Here is a 23,492-nt window from a genome sequence, read left to right on the forward strand (position 1 = left end):
CCCCAATAACAATAAAAAAATAATTAATTATAAAAATCAATACTTTAATAAAAATTTTAAATCAAAAATTAGTATGTGTGCTCTTTTACATTATGAAACATTCTTTATATTATTGTAATTAAATTTTACTCCAAGTTAAAGACTAAAGTTGATTTAATCACTCAGAATTACCGATATATCTGGATCACAAGCATTTTAAATATATTATTTATACAATTAAACTTAAGAAATTCACCAGATTTGAAGGTTTGCTTAAGCAATTTTCATACTGTATTTTAAAAAAGGAAAAATAAATAATTTCATATATTAAAGATAGATCTAATAATAAAAGTGAGATCAAAATGATTGAATGGTTACAAAGTGTCTTAAAGCACAGCCCCGAAATATTATTGTTCTTATCACTCGCAATCGGCTTCTGGATTGGACAATTCCAATTTGGAAAATTTCAATTTGGTGGAGTCGCAGGCTCCTTACTCGTCGCAGTTGTTTTAAGCCTTATTGGCGTACCTGTCGATAACGGTGTTAAAGCAATTTTGTTTGCCCTCTTCATTTATGCAGTAGGTTTTGAAAGTGGCCCTCAGTTTTTTAAATCACTGGGTCCACAGTCTATAAAAGAAATTCTTTTAGCAGTGTTCATGGCGGTTTGTGGTTTAGTCACTGTTTTAGTCATGGCTAAAATTTTTCATCTTGATAAAGGCTTGGCTGCGGGTCTCGCTGCGGGTGGCATGACTCAATCAGCCATTATTGGGACTGCCGGAGATGCCATTTCTAGACTCGATCTTCCACTCGCAGAAATTCAAAGGCTTCAAGCCAATGTCGCGATTGGATACGCCGTGACTTACATTTTTGGATCATTGGGAGCGATTATTGTCTGTGTGAACATCTTGCCTAAATTTATGGGTAAAGAAATTCACGATGATGCATTAAAAGCTCAAAGTGAACGACTCAAAGGTGCTTTCGAATTAGCCCCAGGTCAAGAACTGGCAATGCCGGAAATTGTTGGTCGTATTTATAAAGTTAAGCAAGCCAATGGACACACTATTGCGGAGATTGAAGCAAAAGAACAGAGTATTACGATTGAACGGTTAAAACGTAAAGATCAATTTATTGATGTTGCTCCCGAACTGACCTTACAAACTGATGATGTCGTCTTGCTGGTTGGTCGTCGTGCCAATGTAGTTTCAGTTGCCGAGCAAATCGGTAGCGAATTACAGTCATCGCAAGGTATGGAAATGATTATGGATACCAGCGATGTCATCCTAAGAAATTCTAAATACATTAACCGTACCTTAGGAGATATTAAGGCCAATACGCCTGCGTATTTAAAGCACGGTATTTATGTACTTGCGATTAAGCATAACGATGAGCCACAACCTTTAAGTGACGACACTGTTTTACGCCAAGGTGATGTAGTCACCGTCTACGGTACAAAAAGCGACCTCGATCGTTTAGTGAAAGAAGCTGGTAAAGCCTTACCTGAAAGCTTAAAAACAGACTGGATTTTCCATGGTGCAGGCCTTGTGGTCGGTTTAGTGATTGGCCTGTTCGTGATTCGTTTAGGTGATGTGCCCTTAACTCTTGGCGCTGGTGGCGGAGCATTACTATCAGGTCTGCTCTTCGGTTGGATTCGAAGCAGAAACCAGGTGCATGGCAATATGCCTCTAGCAGCTTCGCAGCTTCTTAAAGATTTGGGTCTGGCAGGATTCGTTGCTGCCGTCGGCTTACAATCAGGTTTACAAGCCATTCAAACCATTAAAGAAAGTGGCCTTTCACTCTTTATGATCGGGGTTGTCGTAACACTGGTGCCTCTACTGCTTTCCATGCTCTTTGCTCGTTATGTTCTGCGTTATAACAACGTTGCAGTGATGGCAGGTGCACTATCGGGTTCACGCAGTGCAAACCCTGCATTTGGGGCAATCTTAGATAAAGCAGGAAACTCAATTCCGACCGTTCCATTTGCAATTACCTATGCCCTAGCAAATGTGTTTTTGACCTTACTCGGACCACTAATCGTAGGCTTAGCCTAACTTTGTACATTGAATTAGAAATTTTATTCATCTCACTATAATTAAGGAGACGTCCCATGGGGAAAGTCGATTATTCTAAATATGCAAAACTCAGCCCATTTGAGCTTAAAGATAATTTAATAGAATTAGCTCAAAGCAGAACTGACCGAATGATGTTAAATGCTGGGCGTGGTAATCCGAACTTTCTGGCGACTATCCCACGTCGCGCATTCTTCCAACTGGGTCTATTTTCAGCGACCGAATCCGAATTTTCATTTTCATATATGCCAGAAGGTCTAGGTGGTTTCCCGCGCCCTGTTGGACTCCAGTCACGTTTTGATAACTTCATTTTGGAAAACCGCGACAAACCTGGTGTGGTCTTTTTAGGTAAAGCCGTGTCTTATGTACGTGACCAGTTAGGTCTCGACCCAGATCTTTTTTTACTTGAAATGGTTGAAGGGATTTTAGGCTGTAACTACCCTGTGCCAGACCGAATGCTTAGAGTCAGTGAAACGATTATTAAAGAGTACGTCTTAAAAGAAATGGGCGTACAAGGCATGCAAAAAAGAGACTTAGATTTGTTCGCTGTTGAAGGTGGAACAGCCGCGATGGCCTACATTTTTAACTCATTAAAAGAAAATAAAATTATTAAAAACGGCGACCGTATTGCTATTGGTAGCCCAATTTTCACGCCATATCTGGAAATTCCAAAACTCAACGACTATCAGCTTGAAGAGGTACTCATTGAGGCAGACCCTAATCTCGGTTGGCAATATCCAGAATCGGAGCTTAGAAAGTTAGAAGATCCATCTATTAAAGCGTTCTTTTTAGTCAACCCAAGTAACCCCCCATCTGTAAAAATGAGTGATGAAGGGCTTGCGATTCTGGCAGATATCGTTAAAAAACGCCCTGATCTAATTATTTTGACCGATGACGTTTACGGTACGTTTGCAGATAACTTCAAATCGCTTTTTGCAATCTGTCCTGACAATACAATTTTGGTTTACTCATTCTCTAAATACTTCGGTGCGACTGGTTGGCGACTCGGTGTCATTGCACTTTCAAATAACAATGTGCTTGATAAACAAATTGCGAACTTATCAAAGAAAGAGAAGAAAGAGCTTGAAGAGCGCTACTCATCTTTAACTACCGACCCTGCAAGCATTAAGTTTATTGACCGCTTAGTTGCAGACAGCCGTAATGTTGCTTTAAACCACACTGCGGGTCTATCTACACCACAACAAGTTCAAATGGTTTTATTTGCCTTGTTTAATTTAATGGACTCACGCCAAAGCTACAAAAAAGCGGTTAAGTCTGTTGTGCGTGAACGCGATGCAGCACTTTATAGACAGCTTGGTGTCGAGGTTCCAACAGATCCAAATGCTGTGGACTACTACACCCTAGTCAACCTTGAAAACACATCACGTACTCTTTATGGAGATGAGTTTGCCGACTGGGTCATGAAAAATAAAAATCCGACAGAACTTTTATTTAGAGTAGCTGATGAAACAGGTGTGGTTTTATTACCGGGTTCTGGCTTCGGTGTGCAGCATCCTTCTGCTCGTGCATCTTTAGCTAACCTAAATGAATACCAATATGCTGCAATTGGTGATTCTCTAAGACGCTTTGCAGATGAAGCTTATGCAGAATATTTAAAAACCAAAAAAGGAAAATAAGTACCTATATAAAGTGAGGCTCTAACAGCCTCACTTTTTCCTTTCCGTTCTTTAATTTTCTATTTCAATTTAATAAGTTCAACTTAATAAACCATATTTAAAAAGTAATCCAGTAACCTCTCAGGCTCTTCATTTTTACTTGAACTTAAAAGCCGAAGAATGGCGCCATCAATCATAAATACAAAAATATCAGACTCCTCATACAAAGCCGTTTTCTTAGTTTCTATTAGCAGGCTGAAAATTTCATTTTTAAGCCATTGTCTATATCTCACTGCACTTTGATAAGCATTGGGATAAAGCTTTTCAATTTCAAAAATCGCTTTAAACAACAAATAATAAGCACTTTTTAAGTCAGCATGTAAAAGATAGATTTGTCTAAGCTTAAGAGACAAATCTGAATATTGGCTAGATTCACACACTGCTCTCACTTTTTCTTTTAGCTGGTCTTTTTGAAGGACCAGACACATTTCAATCAGCCTTTCTTTTGAGTGAAAGTAGTTGTAAAAGGTGGCTTTGGGAATTTTGGTCTCAATCATGATTCGGTCCACCCCGACCTTGTTGAAGCCATATTGTTTAAATAAATCTGCTGCTATGTGAAGCGCTCGCGTCGCTCTAGATGAAGCTTCTAAATTTTTCATATGTACCGCTTAAAATATTTTTTTGTTGTAAGTAAATGAGATAGAAATACCTTCACCAAAATATTAGGCGAGAAAACAGGCATGCCAAGGCAGCATAAAACCATGCCCTAGCGAATCTCAGACTTTATTGTTGCTATGAGTTTTTAGTCGTAACGAAGTACAGTTTAATCTACAAATATTTAAACCGTTTTACAGACCAGTTAAGCGGTATGGATAGAGAGAGCTTGGCAAAGGCCAAAAAATAAGAAGAAATAGTACGCATGGCGGACTCCTAGATGAAATAGAAGCTCTACCGAATTACTGTCAAATAATTATGGTGGCAGAACGAAGGTGGGTTGACAGACCAGTCATCTAGGAACCGGCACGCACAAGGCGTCCCACCTCCGTCCTACCGCTACGAAGGGAGGACGAACGAGTTCGTCACCAAAAAATTACTTTCTTGGTGCCCTAGATGAAAAACAGCCTGTCAAAGCCGGCTGGCAATGTAGGCCAGCAGGGAAAGGATAGTGCTCAACACTATTACAGTCAAGCACACAAAATGACATCTGTTTTAAATTAGATCATTAAAAAAGTAAGGATAAATAATTAAAATTTATTATTAAATTTGGTTTATACAACTATTTAATCATTATCCCCTCTCATAACTAAGATCAGCCTGAGTATTTTTAATGATTTGTTGCATGAACTCATTGCGTTGTTTAGCTTTATATTTACCTAAACGATCAATACCATTAGGTAGAACACGTGCAACTGAAGTGACAACAAAATTCTTAGCAAATGAACCACCGACTAGTGCGATGCCTGTCATTGATTTTTTTGGGAAAGTTAATGAGCTTGCGATCTCTTTACCAAGCATTAAATGAGCAAGAGTACTAATATAATCTTGGGTCATTTTTCTTTGAATACGGTCTATAAGTTTATTTTGATCAATGCGTATTATTTCATCTAAGGATTGCCACAGAGCACCTCCTAACATGGCAGATGTCTCATCAGGGATAAAAACTTGATGTAATTCGATCCAAGTTAAACGCCAAATATCTCGTTCATTCGTTGGAACAAGTGAAGGATGCACCCCAACAACATGTGCTATTAAACGCCACAGGTGAAAAATATCTTCACGCTCCTGTTTCGCATAAAGTACTCCTAAAATATTTGCACCCAAAGTTGCAAGTAAGGCGAATGGTAAAATTGTTGCAGTGTAAATAACTTGATGAATAGGTTCATCCCACTGATCAAAATCCCAGTCATTTTTGGATTTCATAGCTTTGCGCATATGTGCATGGATCATTCTTATTCGTATACATGCCTTATATCCCGGACTAAAACGACTAGACATACCATTCGGAGCAGTGACATCATTAAACCAATTTAATGTTTCTACAGCACGCTTTCCTGCTTTTTTATAAAGATCTCCCGATCTTAATAAAACGTGATTGGCAACTGGAGCGACATAACTCACAGCCAAACCAGGAATAAAAATGGCAAAAGCTTCTTTACCTATTAATTGATAAAAACGAGTAGCACGCTCCAGCCTTTTATGATCTACCCAATATGGGAAGTCATCCACTACAGCAAAAAAATCTATGAGTTCTTGAGGTGGGTTATCAACCGTCTCAATTCCATATTCAAGAGCTTGATTAAACATATGCCTAGATGAAGATCCAACTCTATGCATACATTCAACTAAATTATCTGCTATAGGATCACCAATTTGTCTAAAGCAATTAAAGGATGCTATCTGTGCTTCTGTAGCGTTCGGTGCATCTTTATTAAAAAATCTAGAGGCTACATTGAAAGGAAACTGTTTCATTGCACTTGGATTTTCAACAATTGCATAAGAATATTTATCCAGCATCTGGGAACTCAAAATGATCAAATATTATTTTATAAGTTATTAAAAAAACTCTTCACACAATAGGTGTAGATATGCCATATTAATGATCAATTTAGGCCAAGACTAAATATATGCAAGATCCTTTTGGATTATTTCATGAGACCATATCCATTTCTTATGCCCGTCTTTTATTAGAGATTTGCGAAAAATATGATATTAGTGCTGCGATTCTTCTAGAAAATACAGGGCTATCCTTATTAGACATCAAGCAATATGATGCAAAGATGAGTGCACATCAATGGTCTAAATTAGTAGCCAATGCACTTCGGCTGACTGGTAACAACCGTCTAGGAATAGAATACGGATCAGCTTTACGACCAACGGCCCATGGCTCATTAGGTTTTGCTTTTTTGAGTTGCGTAGATGTAGAAACAGCTCTAAATCTTTGCCAACATTTTTTCTGTACACGTATTCAAAGTTTCATACCTAATTGGACTTTCGACGAAAAACTTGTATACATTTATCTAGACGATGTTCATCCAGTAAAATTAGGTGATGAACAGCAGTCTCAACAACTAAGAGCATTTTTAATTGAAAGTCTTTTATTTGGTGGAATTCATTTATTAGAACTACTTATTCAAGAAAATTTAGAGGAATGTGAAATTTTTCTAGATTGGTGTGAATCTTCAGATTATGAAGAGATTTTAAATAAAAATATAAAATATCATTTTAATAGTAAGCGGAATGCTATAGCTTTTCCTTTAAAATATTTAAAACAGTCCAATCCACAAGGTGATTTAGTTGCCTTCCAACAAGCTATTCAATACTGTGAAAAAGATAAAGGTTTAATAGTAAAAGATGCCACACATCATTTGCAAAACTCGATAAAGATGGAACTTTTACATAATTTTAATAAAAACTATCCTTCTCTTCCCGAGATTGCTAAACGTTTAAATATGTCTGAAAGAACGATTAAACGCCATTTACAGACACAAGGAACTAGCTTTCTTCAACTTCTTAATGAGATTCGTTTCAAGGAAGCAAAAAAACTTTTAGCAAAAGAACAATATAATATTCAAGATATTGCAAACTTGATCGGATATGAAGAGTCTACTAACTTTGTTAGGGCTTTTAAAAAATATTCAGGTATAACTCCTCATCAATATAGAAAAAAATTAAAGTCTGAATAGGCTGTACATTCAGAAAACAGAATGCACAGCAAAATTAGCTTCGTCTAGAGTTTCTGGACAATAAATCCCATCCACTGATAAACCTGATCAACTTACCTTGCTTATTTGGCAAGTTAAAAGCAATAAGTTTCTACCTTCGGTCGATATATTCTAAGTAACCCCTTCCCACTAATGGCTGATCATAGAATTCACCTTGCCATGCATATGAAGAAACAAAACCAGCTGCCAATCCGAAACAATACGGGGTATCTACATGTGCTGAAATATCTAAAACTTTTTGATTGTTGTGATAAGCAACCCAGCGAAAAGTATTTGGTACATTCATTGAAAAATTATCGGGAGTAATCTGCGGTTCTTCTTGAAGACTCGTTACTTCAAAAAGTATATCTCCATTATATTGAATTGACGTTCCATCAATATGACGATAGTAAACAGAAGTCAAAATGGGTTGGTCTTCATAGCAAATAAAAGCCAGCAATAACTGCTGTTCGTGGTCAATATTAATAACTTGATAGCTAAAGACTTTTACAGGAAGTTGAATATTCTCAACTAACCATTTGTTTTTGAGCATTGAGGTAGCTACAGCTTTCCAAGACTCCAACGTGCAAAGTCCTTGAACGGTTTCACTATTTCCCTTTTGTTTGATATGACCTTCATATTGCATGAGCACACTAAAGTGCTTATACAGGCCACTATAGGCAAACCATGAAATAGCTTTTGTGGGCTTTAAATAAAGTTCTAGCTCTAAATCTTCTCTTTTAGTAATGAGTAAGAATCCATCGCCTTGCTCATGCATGATAGTTTGATTGTCAAAATTAATCGCAAAAGGATTTTGGCTAAATTTAATATCATTTTTAATTGAATATATTCTGTAAGCTTCAGAAGTTGTCGATAAGGCTGTTCCATGCACTAACGAAGCTGTATCCCCTTTTCCATCCTTAGACATTTGATAGTTGGTATCTGTAATCGTAAATCCTACATAACCTAAAACTGAAGCCCAAGATAAATATCGAAATGGTTCAGGTAAGTCAGGTACCATGATCCCGTAATGTGTGCTCCCAAAGCGTTTATAAAGAGTATGAGGAGTAAGTTCAAACTCTTTTGGCAATACCGATTGCCGCTCTGGTGTAACAGCTCCTAACAATGACCCTGAAAGTTTAGCAACTTTTTGATTGGCTTTGTCTTTAAGACTCTTCGGTAATCTATGGCTTGAGATTAGCATTTTTAAGATCCTTTATTTTTATCTACTTAAAAAATGAAGTTCCATATTAGAACTTGATAATTTGCAATTGAATGTTAATAAAGGACATCTTGATCTAAGCAAATGCACTAAAACAAAAAAGCCAACTCTTTCGAATTAGCTCTAATTACCTCATGACCACGTCTTTAAAAATTGTTTTTGATTTTATTGTTCGAAACAATTTTCATCAATTTTTCTTATGGGTTTAAATTAACCTTTCTTTATGACATTTCAATTAAAAAACATCTGAACTCACCTATTGAATACTACTCCAAAAGAACCAATTGCCCGCCCTACTCGAATAAGAATTGGAATAAGACATTATAAATACTTCAGCCCTACTATTTTTCTAAATATTCTAAATTGTTCTATAGTGAATTACTTCAATACTATATCTGATGAGTTAATATAATAAGCTTGATCTAAAGAAAATTTTAAACTCTTAAAGTAATTTGCATGAAAAATATTAATATCTTCAAATTTATAAACCTTGTGCTGGCCTTTTTATGGATCTATCAAGGCCTCGTTCCCAAATTCCTATTTCTTAATTCTGATGAAATTTTTGTGTGGCAATGGGTAGGACTATCACTTGAACATGCAAAACTTGCAGGCCATGCAAGTGGTATTGCCGAAATGATTTTTGGTTTATGTTTTCTCTTTACTGCACATAAATATATTCATTATTTAAGTATTTTGGGTTTACTTGGCCTGCTTCTTTTAATTGGTTTTTTAATACCCTCTACCCTGATCTTGCCCTACAACCCTATCGTGATGAATCTTTCGATGATAAGTTTATCTGTTGTCTATCTCATCTTATTAAATGAGCTAAATTAACTTAGAGCCATTCATGTAACTATTTTTAAAGATTTTATATAGAGAGTGCAATGAGTTTACCCAAAACTGAAGTTTGCTGTGTGGTCATTACAGGCAGTACAAAAGGTATTGGTTTAGCCCTTGCCCATGCTTTTTTAGATCTTGGATGTTCTGTTGTCATTGCTGGACGTAACCCAGAGCATCTTAAGCAGGCTCTTTCTCATTTAGAAACTCATTTCAATAAAGAAAAATTCATTGGTCTGTGTTGCGATGTGACTCAAGTGTCTGATGTGCAAACCCTATGGGATGGTGCAATTGAGCGCTTTGGACAAGTCGATGTGTGGATTAATAATGCAGGAAGCTGCCACCCAACCAAAGACTTTATCGACCTTCAGCCAGAAGAGTTAAACGCGGCTGTTTCAACTAATATTTTAGGCACGATGTTGGGTTCGCAAGTCGCGTTAAAAGGCATGCTCAAACAAGGTTATGGTCAAATCTTTAATATGGAAGGTTGGGGAAGCAACGGCGAATGGAGTGCAGGCATGACGCCTTATGCAACCACAAAACGGGCCGTAAGTTATTTCAGTAAAGCACTTTATAAAGAGACAAAATCGACAGCTATTTTAACCGGCACACTCAGCCCGGGCATGGTTGCAACCGATTTGTTAGTTTCGTCTTGGACCAATGGCAACATCCAAAATTGGAAAAAGATGAAACGGTTATTTTTCTTTGTGATTGATCCGCCTGAAGTCGTTTGTGCGTATTTAGCAAAACAAATTATTCAAAATAAAAAAGCCAACCGACGCATCGCTTGGATCACGCCGTGGAAGCTTTTTCTTAGATTTTTGCAACCTTATTACTGGCGTAGAAACCCCGTTAAAGGCACAGCTTTAGAGCATTTGTAGTCGGGCTTATAATGTGACTAAAAATCTAATCTCACTCAGTTAAGATGGTTTGATTGATAGGCGCATCAGGTTTATTGTTCAGTAAAAGTTCTTCTAAAGAGCGCTTTTACTGAACTTTATACTCATCAAGAATCGTTATCTGAGCTATCTTCTTTATTTAAAATCCGTCCTTCCCGTTTTGGTCGAATCAATGGTGCTGTTGGTCGTGGATGCGTATGTGTATATTGCATACCCACTCCCGCATTTACATCATCTGCTGCGATTTCAGTTTCAAAGCGCTCATTATCAAGATCTCGAATTTCCTCAGTAATTCTTTCTACTTCGTCTTCATCTACACCCAGTTCTTGCAAAATCACGCCACCAAACTTAATTGCAGATTCAAACGTTTCACGAATCATAAAGTCCACTTTTTGTTTGACTAAATGCAGTGAGTGCTCACGATCATATGAACGGACTAATAGTTTCGCTAAAGGAAATTCATGGGTGACGAGTTCCACAATTCTATTTGTGGTTTCTTTACTGTCCACACACACCACAATCGCTTGTGCTGTTGCAGCACCAGAAGCATGTAGAATATCTAGACGGCAGCCATCGCCATAATAAATTTTAAAACCAAATTTTTCGGCGTTTTGAATCATGTCCGTATTATTATCAATAATGGTGACATCGACACCTCTTGCCAACAATAATTGACTGGTGACCTGTCCAAAACGTCCAAAACCGATCATTAAAACACTACCGCTTAAACCCTCGGCAATATTGACGTTTTCTAATGAAACATCCGCTTTAGTTTGAGTAAAACGTTTGAAAATAATACCGACAATTGGGGTCAACACCATTGAAAGTACCACAATAGCAGTAAGATTAGATTTAACCGTACTATCAATAACTTGTGCACTTAGCGCGGCAGAGAAAAGCACAAAAGCAAATTCTCCACCCTGAGCCATAAGTAAAGCGCGATCCAACGCTTCAGTATGAGAGCTTTTCGTTACTCGGGCGACTATATAAATCATGAGCGCTTTGGCAAGCATCAGGGCAATTACCCCACTCACAATCAGTTGCCAATTCTGAGCGACAACTGATAAATCCAGTGACATGCCCACGCCAAGGAAAAACAGGCCTAACAAGATTCCTCGAAATGGTTCAATATCAGCTTCAATTTGATGTCTAAAGGTCGATTCAGATAAAAGCACACCTGCTAAGAAAGCACCCATTGCCATGGTCAAACCGCTGACTTGCATGAGTAACGCTGCACCCAACACTACCAATAATGCCGCTGCAGTCATGACTTCTCGTGCTTTAGCGGCAGCCAAAAGCCTAAATAATGGGTTCAGCAACCAATACCCTGCTGCAATCAGACCTGCAATTGCGACTAAGCCAATTCCTATATTTTCTAGGCGCACAGATGTGCTTTCGACCACATGATTCGGTGCCATAAAAGCAACAATAGCCAGCAAAGGCACAATCAATAAATCTTCAAAAAGTAAAATGGCTACAATTTTTTGCCCACGAGGTTGGGTTAAATCGCCCCGATCACCCAATAACTGCATCACAATGGCAGTCGAGGTCAGTACGAAACCTGCCGCACCAATAAAAGCGACTTGCCACGTAAACCCAAATAACAGCCCAACGCCAGTCAAAGCCAGTGCACAAATGATGATCTGTAACGTACCAAGGCCAAAAATTTCGCGTCTAAGACTCCATAAATGTGATGGTTGCATTTCCAAACCAATCACAAATAGGTACATCACAATTCCTAACTCGGCAATATGCAAAATTGCGGTGGAATCTTGAAAAAAGGCAAACCCGAATGGGCCAATAATCAGACCCGCAATTAAATAACCTAATACTGAACCTAAACCAATACGTTTAAAAATAGGGACTGCAATGACAGCCGCTGCCAATAAAACTACGGGAGCAACCAAGCTAATTGAATGTGCTTCTGAGCTCATACATTTCTCATTTTATTTATCTGCAATTTATTCTATGTGAAACTAGGTTTAAGGGCGATTATTAGTTTTGAGAAAAAGTATCCTAAAAATAAAATGAGTTAAATCGTCCGAAAATGAAAATTTAGAGCATCTGTATGAACAAAATATATCTCTATTTTAAGGTTCATAATTAAGCACTCATAAAAAAAGCCCTTACGGGCTTTTTTTGATTAAACAACGAATTTCAACATGAGCTGAATAACCGTGGCATTAATTAAATCGACAAAGAACGCACCACAAAGCGGAACAATTAAAAATGCCTTATGCGATGGACCATACATGTTGGTAATCGCTTGCATATTTGCTACTGCTGTTGGCGTTGCGCCCATACCAAAACCACAATGCCCTGCTGACAACACCGCTGCATCATAGTTTTTCCCCATTACACGGAACGTCACAAATGCTGCATATAACGCCATCGTAATCGTTTGAGCGCCTAAAATAACCACAAGAGGCCCAGCCAAATCTGCAAGTTGCCAAAGCTTTAATGAAAGCAGTGCCATTGCTAAATAAAGCGACAAAGACGCATTACCAAAAACATCAATCGCACGGTCAAAAATATCAATTTTCAACACGCTTTCTAAAATATTTCTTAAGATTACACCGCCACCAAGTGCCCAAACAAAGGTTGGTAACTCAAACCAAGTTCCCTTACTAAAGCCAGTCATAAATTCAGCAAATGCTAAACAAGCTGCAAACATACCCAGCGTAGTAATTGCATTGTCGGCTGTAATTAAACGAACTTGATGTGGGTTTTCAAACGGCGCGAGGTCATCCGAATTGTGTTCAACATGACCATCACGCTGTTGTATTTCAGCATTGGTTTTCGGTTGTGCAAGGTTGTAACGATTGATAAGCAATTTCGCTAATGGGCCACCAATTACACCACCAATAATCAATCCAAAAGTCGCACTCGCCATACCCAGTGCTAAAGCACCCTGAATACCATGCTGACTTTCTAAAATTTCACCCCAAGCTCCGGCTGTACCATGACCACCTGTTAAGGTAATTGAACCTGCAATTAAACCAATTAATGGGTCAAGGCCAAGCAAAGTTGCAAGGCTCATGCCGACCGCATTTTGCACAACAATGAACGATGCAACACAGACTAAAAAGATAACCAAAGCCATACCGCCTTCTTTAAGCTTCATAAAATTGGCACTTAAACCAATAGAAGCAAAGAATACAAGCATAAAGCTGGTTTGCAATTCGCTACTAAAAACAATGCTATATCCCCATAGTGTATGGACAAGTAGAGAAATGACCGCGGCCACCAAACCACCTGCTACAGGTTCGGGAATATTGTAGCGTTTTAAAAAATCAATTCGATTAACAAGAAAGCGGCCCAACAATAAAACAATGACCGCCGAAATTAGCGTATAAAAACCATTAAAAACAAATTCCATATAAACTACTTTCTAATTACATTCCTAAAGGATTGTAAAATAATTATATTTTATTTTTTCATATGTAAAAAAAACACAAATAAACTTTACAAAACTATCCTACCAATAGGCTTTTTACTATTCTTAAAAAAAGCTTAAATTTTTAAAGGTTTCATACAAAAATATTAAATAAATTTATTTCATTATTAATTTCAAATATTTATTGTAAATTATTCTTAATGAAAAATAATTATTCCTTGACACCTTAAGCAGAAAATACTGTCTTTTGGGTCACGGAACTTAGAACTCATTCCCTTTAATATCCCTGAAAAGACCAGCTCCTTATTGCTCTGGGCAACATCTTTATAGGTTTTATATTCAATGAGTTTATTGCTTAAAGTTCGTCAGAACATTCCACAGCTACAGTCTATTAAAAAATCTCTTCAGACACGTGCTGGTCAAAAAATACCTCACATGCTGATCAATGCATCGGATCTATTTTTTAGAGGTCCTGAAATTGCCTTGTCAGGAAAAACACCTTTTGACGTGATCTATAAGCATGAAATTATTAGCTTACGCCATTATAGAAACGAAGCCGATATCTCTACACCTAAACACCGTGTTCCTTTAGTGATTGTTCCGCCATTAGCTGTGAACATGCTCATTTATGATTTGTTTCCTACTCGCAGTTTTGTACGCTACTTTTTGGCACACGGGTTTGATGTCTATTTAATTGACTGGGGTGTGCCAACCCGTCACCAAGCAAAATACAATTTCGGCACCTACATTAAAGTCTTTATGCCTCAAATGCTAAAGCAGGTTCGCGAGCATAGTGGTCAGCAACAGCTTTCTTTACATGGGTGGAGTTTAGGCGGTGCACTTTCACTCTGCTATACCGCATTATTTAAAGATAAAGATATTAAGAATCTAATTATTCTCGCTTCCCCTATCGATACTCACAAAGCGGGTTATATGGGGAAACTTTATGGCAGTCTGACTAAACCTGCCGAATGGGTTCGTAAACATACGCCATTTCGTATTCGCCACCACGTGCCAAGTAAGGCATTTCATATTCATGGTTGGCAAAACACGCTGGGCTTTAAATTAACGGACCCGATTGGAAATTTGAAAACATATTGGGAACTTTTTAAAAACCTCGATAACCGAGAATTTATTGTTGACCACGCAACTTCTAGTTCATTTATCGATAATATGCTGGCGTATCCCGGTGGAGTCATGCGCGACATCATCCTTCGTTTCTGGATTGATAATGAACTATCCAACGGTGTAGTGAAATTCGGTGAACTTACAGCCTATTTAAAAGATATTGAATGTTCAGTGTTAGCACTGGGTGGTAGTACGGATATTATTGTGACCGCTGATGCTGTTAAGCCACTCATGGATTTAATTAGCAGCCAAGATAAAACGTTTAAGGTCGTACCGGGTGGACACATGGGTGTCGTTTCCGGAAGCCAAGCACCTACGGCAGTCTGGCCTCAAATAAGTAATTGGTTAGTTGAGCGTTCAGGTTAGTTCGTTTAAACAATATTGGGAACCAGCGTAGCAAGCCATACGCTGGTTTTTATTATTGTGGTGATTAACTCTTAAGCTTTAAAGTAAAAATTAATAATTCCATATTCAAAGATGTTAAATATCTAGTACCAACTTATCCGAACGAGGCAAACTGTTGCAGGTGGTAATTCGTAAATCTGGTTGTGCCTTGTATTGATCTAAAGTAGTAACACCTTGTAGCTTATTACAGACACAAGCACGGCATAACCCTCTTTCACATCCCGATGGAATATTAACGCCAGCCAAACGTGCAGCTTCTAATAGCGTTGTCCCGCCATCAACCACAATCTCAATACCACTCCGTGCAAAGTGAATAACATGATCTTTACCATCAGTTGGATGCTCTACTACCGGAGGTGTAAAACTCTCTGTATGAAATTGTATTTCAGGTAATCCTAAATCCAGTAACATAGATTTTGAGGCAGTAATAAATCCTGGTGGAGCACAAACATACACTTCATGTGCTGTTATATCGGGAACAACTTTAGCTAGTAATTCAGCACTTAGTTTCGCCTGATACATCTGCCCTGTAATTGGATAATTAGGGTCTATCTCATTACATATAAAATGCACATCAAAACCAGATAAGTTGGCAACTTCACGTAATTCATGTTCAAAAATAATAGATCTCTCATTACGGTTAAAATAAAGTAACTTAACTTGGCTATGTGGAGCTTCACGTCGTGCCTTACGTAACATACTCAAAATTGGTGTAATACCAACACCGCCCGCAAGAAAAATGATCTGTTTAGGTACTTCTTTCATTATAAAATCGGGAGAGGCCTGCGGTACTCCTACCAAAATCATATGTGAATTTTTCTTAATATGATCATTGATATAATTCGAAACACGTCCGCCCTCTACACGTTTGACAGCAATTTCCAAACAATTATCAGCCTCGTGACTATCTCTTAACAAACTATATTGTCGAACCAGACTTTCATCTTCGACGTCAACCCGTACGGAAATAAATGCACCAGCTTCCCAAGTTACGCCCTCCCATCCTTGAGGTTTTTCAAAACGTATCATTAATGCCTGATTTCCTGCTTGCGGAAAAACAGCAAGGACCTTAACAGGTACATTATAAAAACGAGGCTTATTTAAATACGTCATGTTATCTGGCAGTTTATATTGGGCTCCATATACAACTCGACGTAATAACTCCTTAGGATTTTTTAGGATTTTAAAAAAATTTCCTCTTTCTTGCTCGCCTACAGGACTCGCCAATTTGAGTACATTGACCATCATATCTGGCACAACATCTTCAAGAGACATAACATTGTAAGGTAAGCCATGCTGCAAACAGATTTCTTTAACAAAGGGCTGGATTTCTCTTTGACGATTACATGGTAAGTCTGGAAATAAATGATGCTCTAAGTGGGTGTCCAATCCGCCATAAAACACATCAAATGTAGGTGGATTATCGAATTTAACTTCCTCTTCCAACAATGTTTTAAAATAATTATCAAGTTGGGCATAAGGCGTAAAATTACTTGTTGCTAAAATTTGACGGCGAAAATACTCTTCTTCTGTTTCACTCAATCCCGGGTCACTAAATAACTCAACATTGGGCGAATGGTGTTCCAGAAATAATACTGCAACAGTCAAATCATATCCTAAAACTGTACTCAGATAATTACCAAAAAATGTCGGCAATATCCGATGAGGAGAGACCGAAAGAGGATCTTTCCAAAAATGCTGAGCAATATATTTTTTTGTCAGTTTTAAGGTTTGTTCAATGGTGGTTCGACTAAGTACTTTACGCCCTTCTGTTTTAGCGGCTGATGCTCCAGTAAAAAGAGAAAATACAAGATTAGGTGTTGTTAATAATAAAACCCACAACAGTGGAAGTTGCAAAGTATGGTGACCATACCATGGCTGACCTGGCTTAATACGTAAAAAGGAATATCCCAAATCATGGTCTACGCCAACGATATTAGTAAAAGGATGGTGATTTTGATGATGCATCACACGCCATTCATAAGGATCCACCATAAAATTCCAAACCCACCGTTCAGAATGGAAAGAACCTGCATTTGGCAAATGATCATAACTACCATGCATGATGTTATGACCAAGTTCAGAAAACTCAAGTAATGTATGCAATGCACCTAATATCGCACCACGCATTATGGCATTAGGTTTTCCACCTTGTTGGATCAACTCATTACTACGCGCTTTAATAGCTTGAGAGTAAGCGGCAACATTTCTGATATGTTCCAGGTCTGCATCACCAACTTTTGCTTTAGTTTGATCATATAAAGCTTTTAAAGCTGCCGTTAAACTTTCGTGCTTGCCGTCTTTATTATTTAGCATTTTATATATCCCTATCGGATTTGATCCTATCCGAAAAGATATAAAGTTTTGAACATTAGCAGAATGACTTTATACTACCAAACTTGACATTTCATGACACATAAAGCATGTCTATACAATTATATTGGGATTTTCCTCGCAGTATCAGTGCTATTCGCATATTGCTTATGATAGGTCAGCAATATGGTTTAACACCTGAAAGTTGTATTGAAAACACGCATATTTCTTTGGATGATTTGTCGCAACCTAACTTTGAGGTAAAAGCAGAACAAGAATTTTTAGTTATTCGAAACTTACTTAAACTACTAGATCCTACACTTCCCTTAAGTATAGAAGCAGGTCTAAGGCACCATACAACCACATTTGGTGCATGGGGTTTTGCAATTCTTAGTAGTCAGACAATGAAAGAAGCCTTACATTTTGCTATGCGATACTTTCAACTTAGTTCTATTTTTTGCAATTTAGAAGTTATTCAGGAAGATATATATACATTACTGATTTTTGATCATAGTCAATTACCAGATGACTTAGCGTGTTTTCTGGTTGAAAGAGATCTTATAACTGTTATATCAATTCAACGAGATGTCTTGCCTATACAGTTTCCTGTAATGAGCATTAATATTGCTTTACCTGCACCTGTGTATGCCGATAAATTTCCCGAATTAACGGGATATCCAATTCAATTTAATCAACCACGTAGCTGTATTATCTTTGAAAGCAGTTTGCTTGATTTACCATTACCTCAAGCAGACCCATTTATTCGTGCACGATATGAAGAAGAATGCCAACAACTTTGGACGCGAAGAAGTTCTCTAGGCAGCTATAGCCAAAAAGTCAGAAATATTTTACTCCAACAACCCTCACAAATGCCCAGAATTGATGAAATGGCAGCCCATCTTCAGGTCAACCTCAGAACATTACAACGTCATCTCGCAATTGAAGAAGTTACCTATGAACAGCTTATAGATGACATTCGTAAAGACTTAGCCGAAGACTTACTCAAAACCACCAATTTAACAGTTGAAGAAGTTGCCATTCAATTGGGCTATTCCGAAGTTTCAGCATTTTCCAGAGCCTTTAAACGTTGGAAAGGCATTTCTCCCCGAAATTTTAGGTGGCAAAAATAAATTTATATTTAATATTTTAATGCTTATCCACACCAGCTCCAGTAAGCAAACTCGTAGCGTAATTCATAATTAATAAGACTAAATTATTCGCTTTTTCTTCTGATTCAGCCAAACGCCCTTCTAATAAAAGATGAGATAGGCCATGTACAAGGCTACAACTCAACATTGCTAATACTTCAACTTGAGCGTCATTTTCATCCACACCTAATATTGAAGCAGTTAGTTGATGTAACTGAGTATATGTATTACCCACTGCCTCTTTTAACTCAAGTGCTTCATTCTTTTGTAAGTCAGGATTAAACATCAAGGCAAAGAGATTTCGATTATTTTTTGCAAAGTTAATATAGGCTAAACCAAATAATTTTAACGCCTCTGGCTGAGAATTAGCATCTTGCAACGTTTGGCTTTGCTCCTCTTGCAAGAGCTGAAATCCTTTTGCTGCCAATGCTGCTAAAAAGCTCTCTTTATTTTCGAAATGCCGATATACCGCATTTCCGCTTACCCCAATTTGTCTCGCCATTTCTCGAAAGCTAAGGCTCTCAGCATCACTATTTTTTAGGTGAGCTAATCCTGCATCTAATAATTCTTCACGCACATTTCCATGATGATAATTTGATTTTTGAGATTGTATAGAAGACATGTTGACACCGCACACATATTATAAGCATAATGTGTGCACCGAACACATTATGCTTTATTGTTGTTTAATTCACACAAAAGAGCAAATCATAATTCCCGTTCAATAGAGCTGCTTATAAATATCCATATTGCCTAGGAAAGGACATTAATAATACTAGGCCTATGAAAACAAAAGAGTATTGAGCTTATAAAGAAATGCAAACTTTCCTTTGAGCTAAATCATCTTTAAGCAAAGGAACTGATATGAACAATTTTAGAAGTATAAAACAGGCTTTGTTATTTACAATACCATTGATGTTGGTCAGTTCACTTGTGAAAGCAGAACTCAACCTCTTAGATGATAAGAGTTTAGCCAGTGTAACTGGTCAAGCATTATTTAATCTAACCAATATTGCAGCTAATCAAAATGGTAATCCAAATACAGATGTAGGGTTTTATCGTCTCGAAATGGAAGCACAAGTAGAGTTAAATGCAAATATTAAAAGTTTACAGTTAGGTTGCGGTGGGACTAAAGGAGTGGGTTGTGACATTGATATTGAAAATATTAGTTTAGCAGGTGTCCTCCCCGTAAATGGTAGCTATGCAGGATCAGATGCCGTTATTACTAATCCTTTTATCGAGTTTGCTATCAAATCGCCGGACAGTGCTTCTACTCGAGAAATTGTTGGTTTTCGCCTTGGGGCATTAGGCATATTAGGCAAACTTGGATTAGGATCAAATACAGATTTAACAACATTAGATGATGACATAGCAGGAATTAACTCTTTATCTGGTGATTTGAATTTAACGCTTACTAATACTGTTCTGAAGAATGTAGTGATTGAAAATGGATTGATCTCTACAGAAGCACATATTAATGATTATAACAAACCGCTTATTCTTAACCGCTCTACATCAGCAACGCTGGATAATGTAGTCGCTAAAACTGGTCCACTAAGAGTATTAGGTCTCTTAGATCTACCTTTAGGTTTAACTCTCAGTAATGCCACATTAAAAGATTATCCTCTGTCTGGTTTCCATGAAATTTTACTAGCCCAAGATGCAGCAGGAACAATTCCTACTAGTGACACATCACTATCCTTACAAAAACAAGCTATCCAGTGGCAAAAAATAAGTTCTGGTAGCTTCGAAAATACTGTAGCTGCTCAACCTGGATGGTGGCTTTCCTTACCGAAAGTTATACTTACTGATATCGAAACACAACAGCGGATTGATGTAGGACTTGGCGAGGCATTAGGAGGATTAGTGGGTAGAGAGTTAATTATTAATCCTATTGACTCTGGACAGATAGGCATCAAAAACTGCTACGGGAACTTAAAGTTTTGCTAAGTAAAAACTTTATACAAGCTTTTATATGACGCTTAAATTAAAACAACTCATGGTTTTCATACCACTATTAGCAGGGCTGAATACATCCCAAGCTACCACAGTCTATAGGTCAATAAATATGTGCTCAGCTTCCGTCAAACATATACCTGATAATATCCAGAGTTCTATTTCTAAACTTAAAGTGGGCTCAATAGACTCAAATACTTCAAACATTTCTTTTATTCTTGCTTCAGCAGTTGCTGCAAAACACAACAAACCAATAGATATAGAACGTATTGCTGTTTATTTGCAAGCTCAACGAAATCAGCAAAATTTCTATTATTCATTACTTGATATCAAGAAAACTTTTGAAAATTTCAATATATCTGTTGAGGCCAAGAAAAACGCCTCACCTTTTGATATGTTAAAATTAACCAATGAAATTCTTATTGGTATTGATCAGCAAGATCAACTTTTTGCATTAGTTGGTTCATCACAAGAATATGTCTATTTAATTTATGGGATTATGAACCAAAAAGCATTAATCTGCCCTCTTAAAAAATCTTTATTTATACAAAACTTTACCACCAATAAATTTTTAATTCTTAGATAGTTACAACCAGACTCCATTAAATAGAGAATTTTTATTAATTCAAACAATTAGGCTTATTTAATCATTATAAAAAATAAGCCCTTTATATTTTTAAAATTAAGTTTTAGAAAATAATCTTTAAAAGTTAATCGAGTATTGGATTTAAATCTCGATTCATTTGAACAATATCCTGATGCGTTGGATTAGCCCCTAAGCTTGAGAAGAGTTCAGGTAAACGATCACGCTTTTTTTGGGCCTCTCCTTTTTGAGCAATAGCGAGTCCTTTCCTCATCATTTGCTGATCATAATCACAGCAATATGCTGGCGTACATGGTTGTTGTCTCCAAGAATCTTCCAAACTTCCTGCATCTACAGGGTCAAAACCTATGTCATTAACAAGGCTCATAACAACATCTTTTGAAGGTACACTATCTCCAGCAACAGCTATCGCTAATCTATTTTTACTTCCTTCAACTTGGCCTAATTCTGCAAGTGAATAAGCTAAAATATTATTAAAAGCTTTAATAACAGGACGATTAATCTGCGTGGATACCCAAACACTTTCTGTCATTCCATCATCAATTTCTTTAATATGCGGATCACGGAAATCAGGATAATAATTACTGGTATCTATAATTACTTTGTCTGTAGCTGCTGAGTAAAATAAATCTGTTGGTAATTCTTTTATAGCTGGGAAAGGAATTGATAAAATAATAACATCTGAAGAATTAACAGCTCCATATATATCGACTGCTTCTACGTTTATTTCATCCGCAATTTTTCTTACCCCGTCCACACCTCTAGAATTCGCAACATATATAGTATGACCTGCTTCCTTTAAAAGACGTGCAAGGGTCTTTCCAATATTACCAACTCCAACAATACCTATTTTCATATATCAGCCTTTTGAGAAATTTAATACAGTTAACACTTTTAAGTTTAAAGACAAGCTGAGATAATAGGAAGTACACACAAAAAAGTAAGTATATTCCTAAAAGGTAAGTATGAAAGCAGCACGTGACTGGAATTGTGAAGATCCTCAACAGCGGATAGTATGGGCAAAAATCACCTCTGAAGCCCTTAAAGCTATTGAAGGAAAATGGAAAATAATTATCCTTTGTCAACTTTTTGCAGCTAAACAACCCCTACGTTTCTCTGCATTAGAAAAACTTATCGAAGGTGTTAATCAGAAAATGTTGATTCAGCAGCTTAAACAATTAGAACAAGATGGGATTATTAAACGTACTGTTTATCCACAAGTTCCCCCTAAAGTTGAATATGAGCTTAGTGAAATAGGATTAGCACTTGGTCCTTCAATGGAAGCACTTATTGAATGGGCAGAATTTAAAAATCAAAAATTAAATAGCGACTCAAAGTAATAAAATCTAAGCATAAAATTTATGCTTAGATTTTATAATATTAAAAATAATGAATAAGTTATTTCAACCCAAAAGTCTTTCTAATGCTCTTATCAACAGGGCCACTTGGCATGAAGCGACGTAACTTACTTAACAAAGACGCCTGTCCAGATGGTGTGCGACGCATTTGCCAATCATTCAATGCCGCTGTAACGATCGTATCTGCAACAGCATCTGGTTGGGATCCATGATTAATCTGATTCGATATAGCCTGTGTAGCTAAATTACGTTCATTGTCATATTCAGGAATTTTAGAACTTACTACAGGTGCGTTTTTATCTAGATTGGTTTTGGTGAAAGAAGGTTGCACCAATGTCACGCGAATCCCAAATTGACGAAGCTCGTGATCTAAAGATTCGGATAATCCTTCAACTGCATGTTTAGTTGCAGAATATACCCCCATATAAGGTGAAGGAAGAAAACCCAATACCGAGCTAATATTTATGATTCTTCCATAATGTTGTATTCGCATATATGGCAATACCGCTTGTATCGTACGAAGAATACTAAATACATTCGTATTAAATAAAAATTCTGCTTCTTTTATAGAGGTCTCTTCTATTGCCCCAGTCAGGCTTGCTCCAGCATTATTAATTAAGATATCAATACGCCCAGCCTTATCAATAATAGAATGAATCCCAAGTTGGACAGAGTCCTCATCAGACACATCCATTTCAATGAGCTCAACCCCTTCAATAGGTTGGGCTTTGACTTTATTTCTGACTGTTCCAAATACTTTATGGCCTTTTTTAGCAAATTTTTCTGCTGTGACTTGACCAATTCCTGATGAAACACCGGTAATTACCACTACTTGTGAGTTTGACATATGAACTCCGAATAAT

19 protein-coding genes are annotated in these 23,492 nt (G+C 37.2%); 10 read left to right on the forward strand and 9 right to left on the reverse strand.

From position 1 onward, the window contains the following. Positions 1-341: 341 nt before the first annotated feature. Positions 342-2,027, forward strand: coding sequence for an aspartate-alanine antiporter (gene aspT, locus I7H67_RS01440; protein ID WP_198306906.1), 1,686 nt, complete (start codon positions 342-344; stop codon positions 2,025-2,027). Between the two features lie 56 nt (positions 2,028-2,083). After that, positions 2,084-3,682, forward strand: a complete 1,599-nt coding sequence (locus I7H67_RS01445) for a bifunctional aspartate transaminase/aspartate 4-decarboxylase (protein ID WP_013197283.1) — start codon at positions 2,084-2,086, stop codon at positions 3,680-3,682. Positions 3,683-3,765: 83 nt separating this feature from the next. Here the strand turns inward: I7H67_RS01445 and I7H67_RS01450 are convergent, their stop codons facing one another. Next, positions 3,766-4,320, reverse strand: a complete 555-nt coding sequence (locus I7H67_RS01450) for a TetR/AcrR family transcriptional regulator (protein ID WP_151828229.1) — start codon at positions 4,318-4,320, stop codon at positions 3,766-3,768. Positions 4,321-4,948: 628 nt separating this feature from the next. Then, the gene (locus tag I7H67_RS01455) at positions 4,949-6,175 is read right to left on the reverse strand and encodes an oxygenase MpaB family protein (RefSeq protein WP_005306912.1); all 1,227 of its coding nucleotides are present in this window, start codon (positions 6,173-6,175) and stop codon (positions 4,949-4,951) included. Between the two features lie 110 nt (positions 6,176-6,285). On the opposite strand from I7H67_RS01455, the gene I7H67_RS01460 reads away from it, so the two are divergent. After that, complete coding sequence (locus I7H67_RS01460; RefSeq protein WP_005306915.1) at positions 6,286-7,344, forward strand: AraC family transcriptional regulator; 1,059 nt, start codon at positions 6,286-6,288, stop codon at positions 7,342-7,344. A 130-nt stretch (positions 7,345-7,474) separates the two neighbouring features. On the opposite strand, the gene I7H67_RS01465 is transcribed toward I7H67_RS01460, so the two are convergent. Further along, positions 7,475-8,566 (reverse strand): DUF6670 family protein, encoded by a 1,092-nt coding sequence (locus I7H67_RS01465; RefSeq protein WP_198306907.1) that lies wholly within the window; start codon positions 8,564-8,566, stop codon positions 7,475-7,477. Positions 8,567-9,040: 474 nt separating this feature from the next. Here I7H67_RS01465 and I7H67_RS01470 point away from each other — a divergent pair, with 474 nt between their 5' ends. After that, positions 9,041-9,418, forward strand: coding sequence for a DoxX-like family protein (locus tag I7H67_RS01470; RefSeq protein WP_198306908.1), 378 nt, complete (start codon positions 9,041-9,043; stop codon positions 9,416-9,418). Between the two features lie 50 nt (positions 9,419-9,468). Then, positions 9,469-10,302 (forward strand): SDR family NAD(P)-dependent oxidoreductase, encoded by an 834-nt coding sequence (locus tag I7H67_RS01475; RefSeq protein ID WP_198306909.1) that lies wholly within the window; start codon positions 9,469-9,471, stop codon positions 10,300-10,302. A 125-nt stretch (positions 10,303-10,427) separates the two neighbouring features. On the opposite strand, the gene I7H67_RS01480 is transcribed toward I7H67_RS01475, so the two are convergent. Beyond that, positions 10,428-12,254, reverse strand: a complete 1,827-nt coding sequence (locus tag I7H67_RS01480) for a monovalent cation:proton antiporter-2 (CPA2) family protein (protein WP_198306910.1) — start codon at positions 12,252-12,254, stop codon at positions 10,428-10,430. Between the two features lie 209 nt (positions 12,255-12,463). Further along, positions 12,464-13,699, reverse strand: a complete 1,236-nt coding sequence (gltS, locus tag I7H67_RS01485; RefSeq protein WP_005306928.1) for a sodium/glutamate symporter — start codon at positions 13,697-13,699, stop codon at positions 12,464-12,466. A gap of 360 nt (positions 13,700-14,059) precedes the next feature. Between gltS and I7H67_RS01490 the strand changes: the two genes are divergently transcribed. Next, on the forward strand, positions 14,060-15,211 hold the full coding sequence (locus tag I7H67_RS01490) for an alpha/beta fold hydrolase (protein ID WP_198306911.1): 1,152 nt from the start codon (positions 14,060-14,062) through the stop codon (positions 15,209-15,211). A 114-nt stretch (positions 15,212-15,325) separates the two neighbouring features. Here I7H67_RS01490 and I7H67_RS01495 read toward each other — a convergent pair whose 3' ends face one another. Then, positions 15,326-17,566: a fatty acid desaturase gene (locus tag I7H67_RS01495; protein ID WP_013197275.1), complete on the reverse strand. Its 2,241-nt coding sequence runs from the start codon at positions 17,564-17,566 to the stop codon at positions 15,326-15,328. A gap of 107 nt (positions 17,567-17,673) precedes the next feature. On the opposite strand from I7H67_RS01495, the gene I7H67_RS01500 reads away from it, so the two are divergent. Continuing rightward, the gene (locus tag I7H67_RS01500) at positions 17,674-18,693 is read left to right on the forward strand and encodes an AraC family transcriptional regulator (RefSeq protein WP_023274169.1); all 1,020 of its coding nucleotides are present in this window, start codon (positions 17,674-17,676) and stop codon (positions 18,691-18,693) included. A gap of 16 nt (positions 18,694-18,709) precedes the next feature. Here I7H67_RS01500 and I7H67_RS01505 read toward each other — a convergent pair whose 3' ends face one another. Further along, a complete protein-coding gene (locus I7H67_RS01505; protein WP_013197273.1) occupies positions 18,710-19,333 on the reverse strand; it encodes a TetR/AcrR family transcriptional regulator in 624 nt (207 codons plus the stop codon). Positions 19,334-19,575: 242 nt separating this feature from the next. Here I7H67_RS01505 and I7H67_RS01510 point away from each other — a divergent pair, with 242 nt between their 5' ends. Together I7H67_RS01510 and I7H67_RS01515 are read left to right on the forward strand one after the other, a co-directional pair. Further along, complete coding sequence (locus tag I7H67_RS01510) at positions 19,576-20,661, forward strand: hypothetical protein (protein WP_056481097.1); 1,086 nt, start codon at positions 19,576-19,578, stop codon at positions 20,659-20,661. Between the two features lie 118 nt (positions 20,662-20,779). Then, positions 20,780-21,253, forward strand: coding sequence for a hypothetical protein (locus I7H67_RS01515; RefSeq protein WP_045125712.1), 474 nt, complete (start codon positions 20,780-20,782; stop codon positions 21,251-21,253). 124 nt (positions 21,254-21,377) lie between these two features. On the opposite strand, the gene I7H67_RS01520 is transcribed toward I7H67_RS01515, so the two are convergent. Continuing rightward, positions 21,378-22,127, reverse strand: a complete 750-nt coding sequence (locus tag I7H67_RS01520) for an NADPH-dependent F420 reductase (RefSeq protein WP_013197270.1) — start codon at positions 22,125-22,127, stop codon at positions 21,378-21,380. Between the two features lie 109 nt (positions 22,128-22,236). Here I7H67_RS01520 and I7H67_RS01525 point away from each other — a divergent pair, with 109 nt between their 5' ends. Beyond that, positions 22,237-22,611 carry a winged helix-turn-helix transcriptional regulator gene (locus I7H67_RS01525; protein WP_013197269.1) on the forward strand — a complete coding sequence of 125 codons (375 nt, stop codon included), beginning with the start codon at positions 22,237-22,239 and terminating at the stop codon, positions 22,609-22,611. Between the two features lie 58 nt (positions 22,612-22,669). On the opposite strand, the gene I7H67_RS01530 is transcribed toward I7H67_RS01525, so the two are convergent. Beyond that, positions 22,670-23,476, reverse strand: a complete 807-nt coding sequence (locus I7H67_RS01530) for an oxidoreductase (protein WP_013197268.1) — start codon at positions 23,474-23,476, stop codon at positions 22,670-22,672. Positions 23,477-23,492: the final 16 nt, after the last annotated feature.

Source organism: Acinetobacter sp. ACIN00229, assembly GCF_016106645.1.
Taxonomy (GTDB): domain Bacteria; phylum Pseudomonadota; class Gammaproteobacteria; order Pseudomonadales; family Moraxellaceae; genus Acinetobacter; species Acinetobacter oleivorans.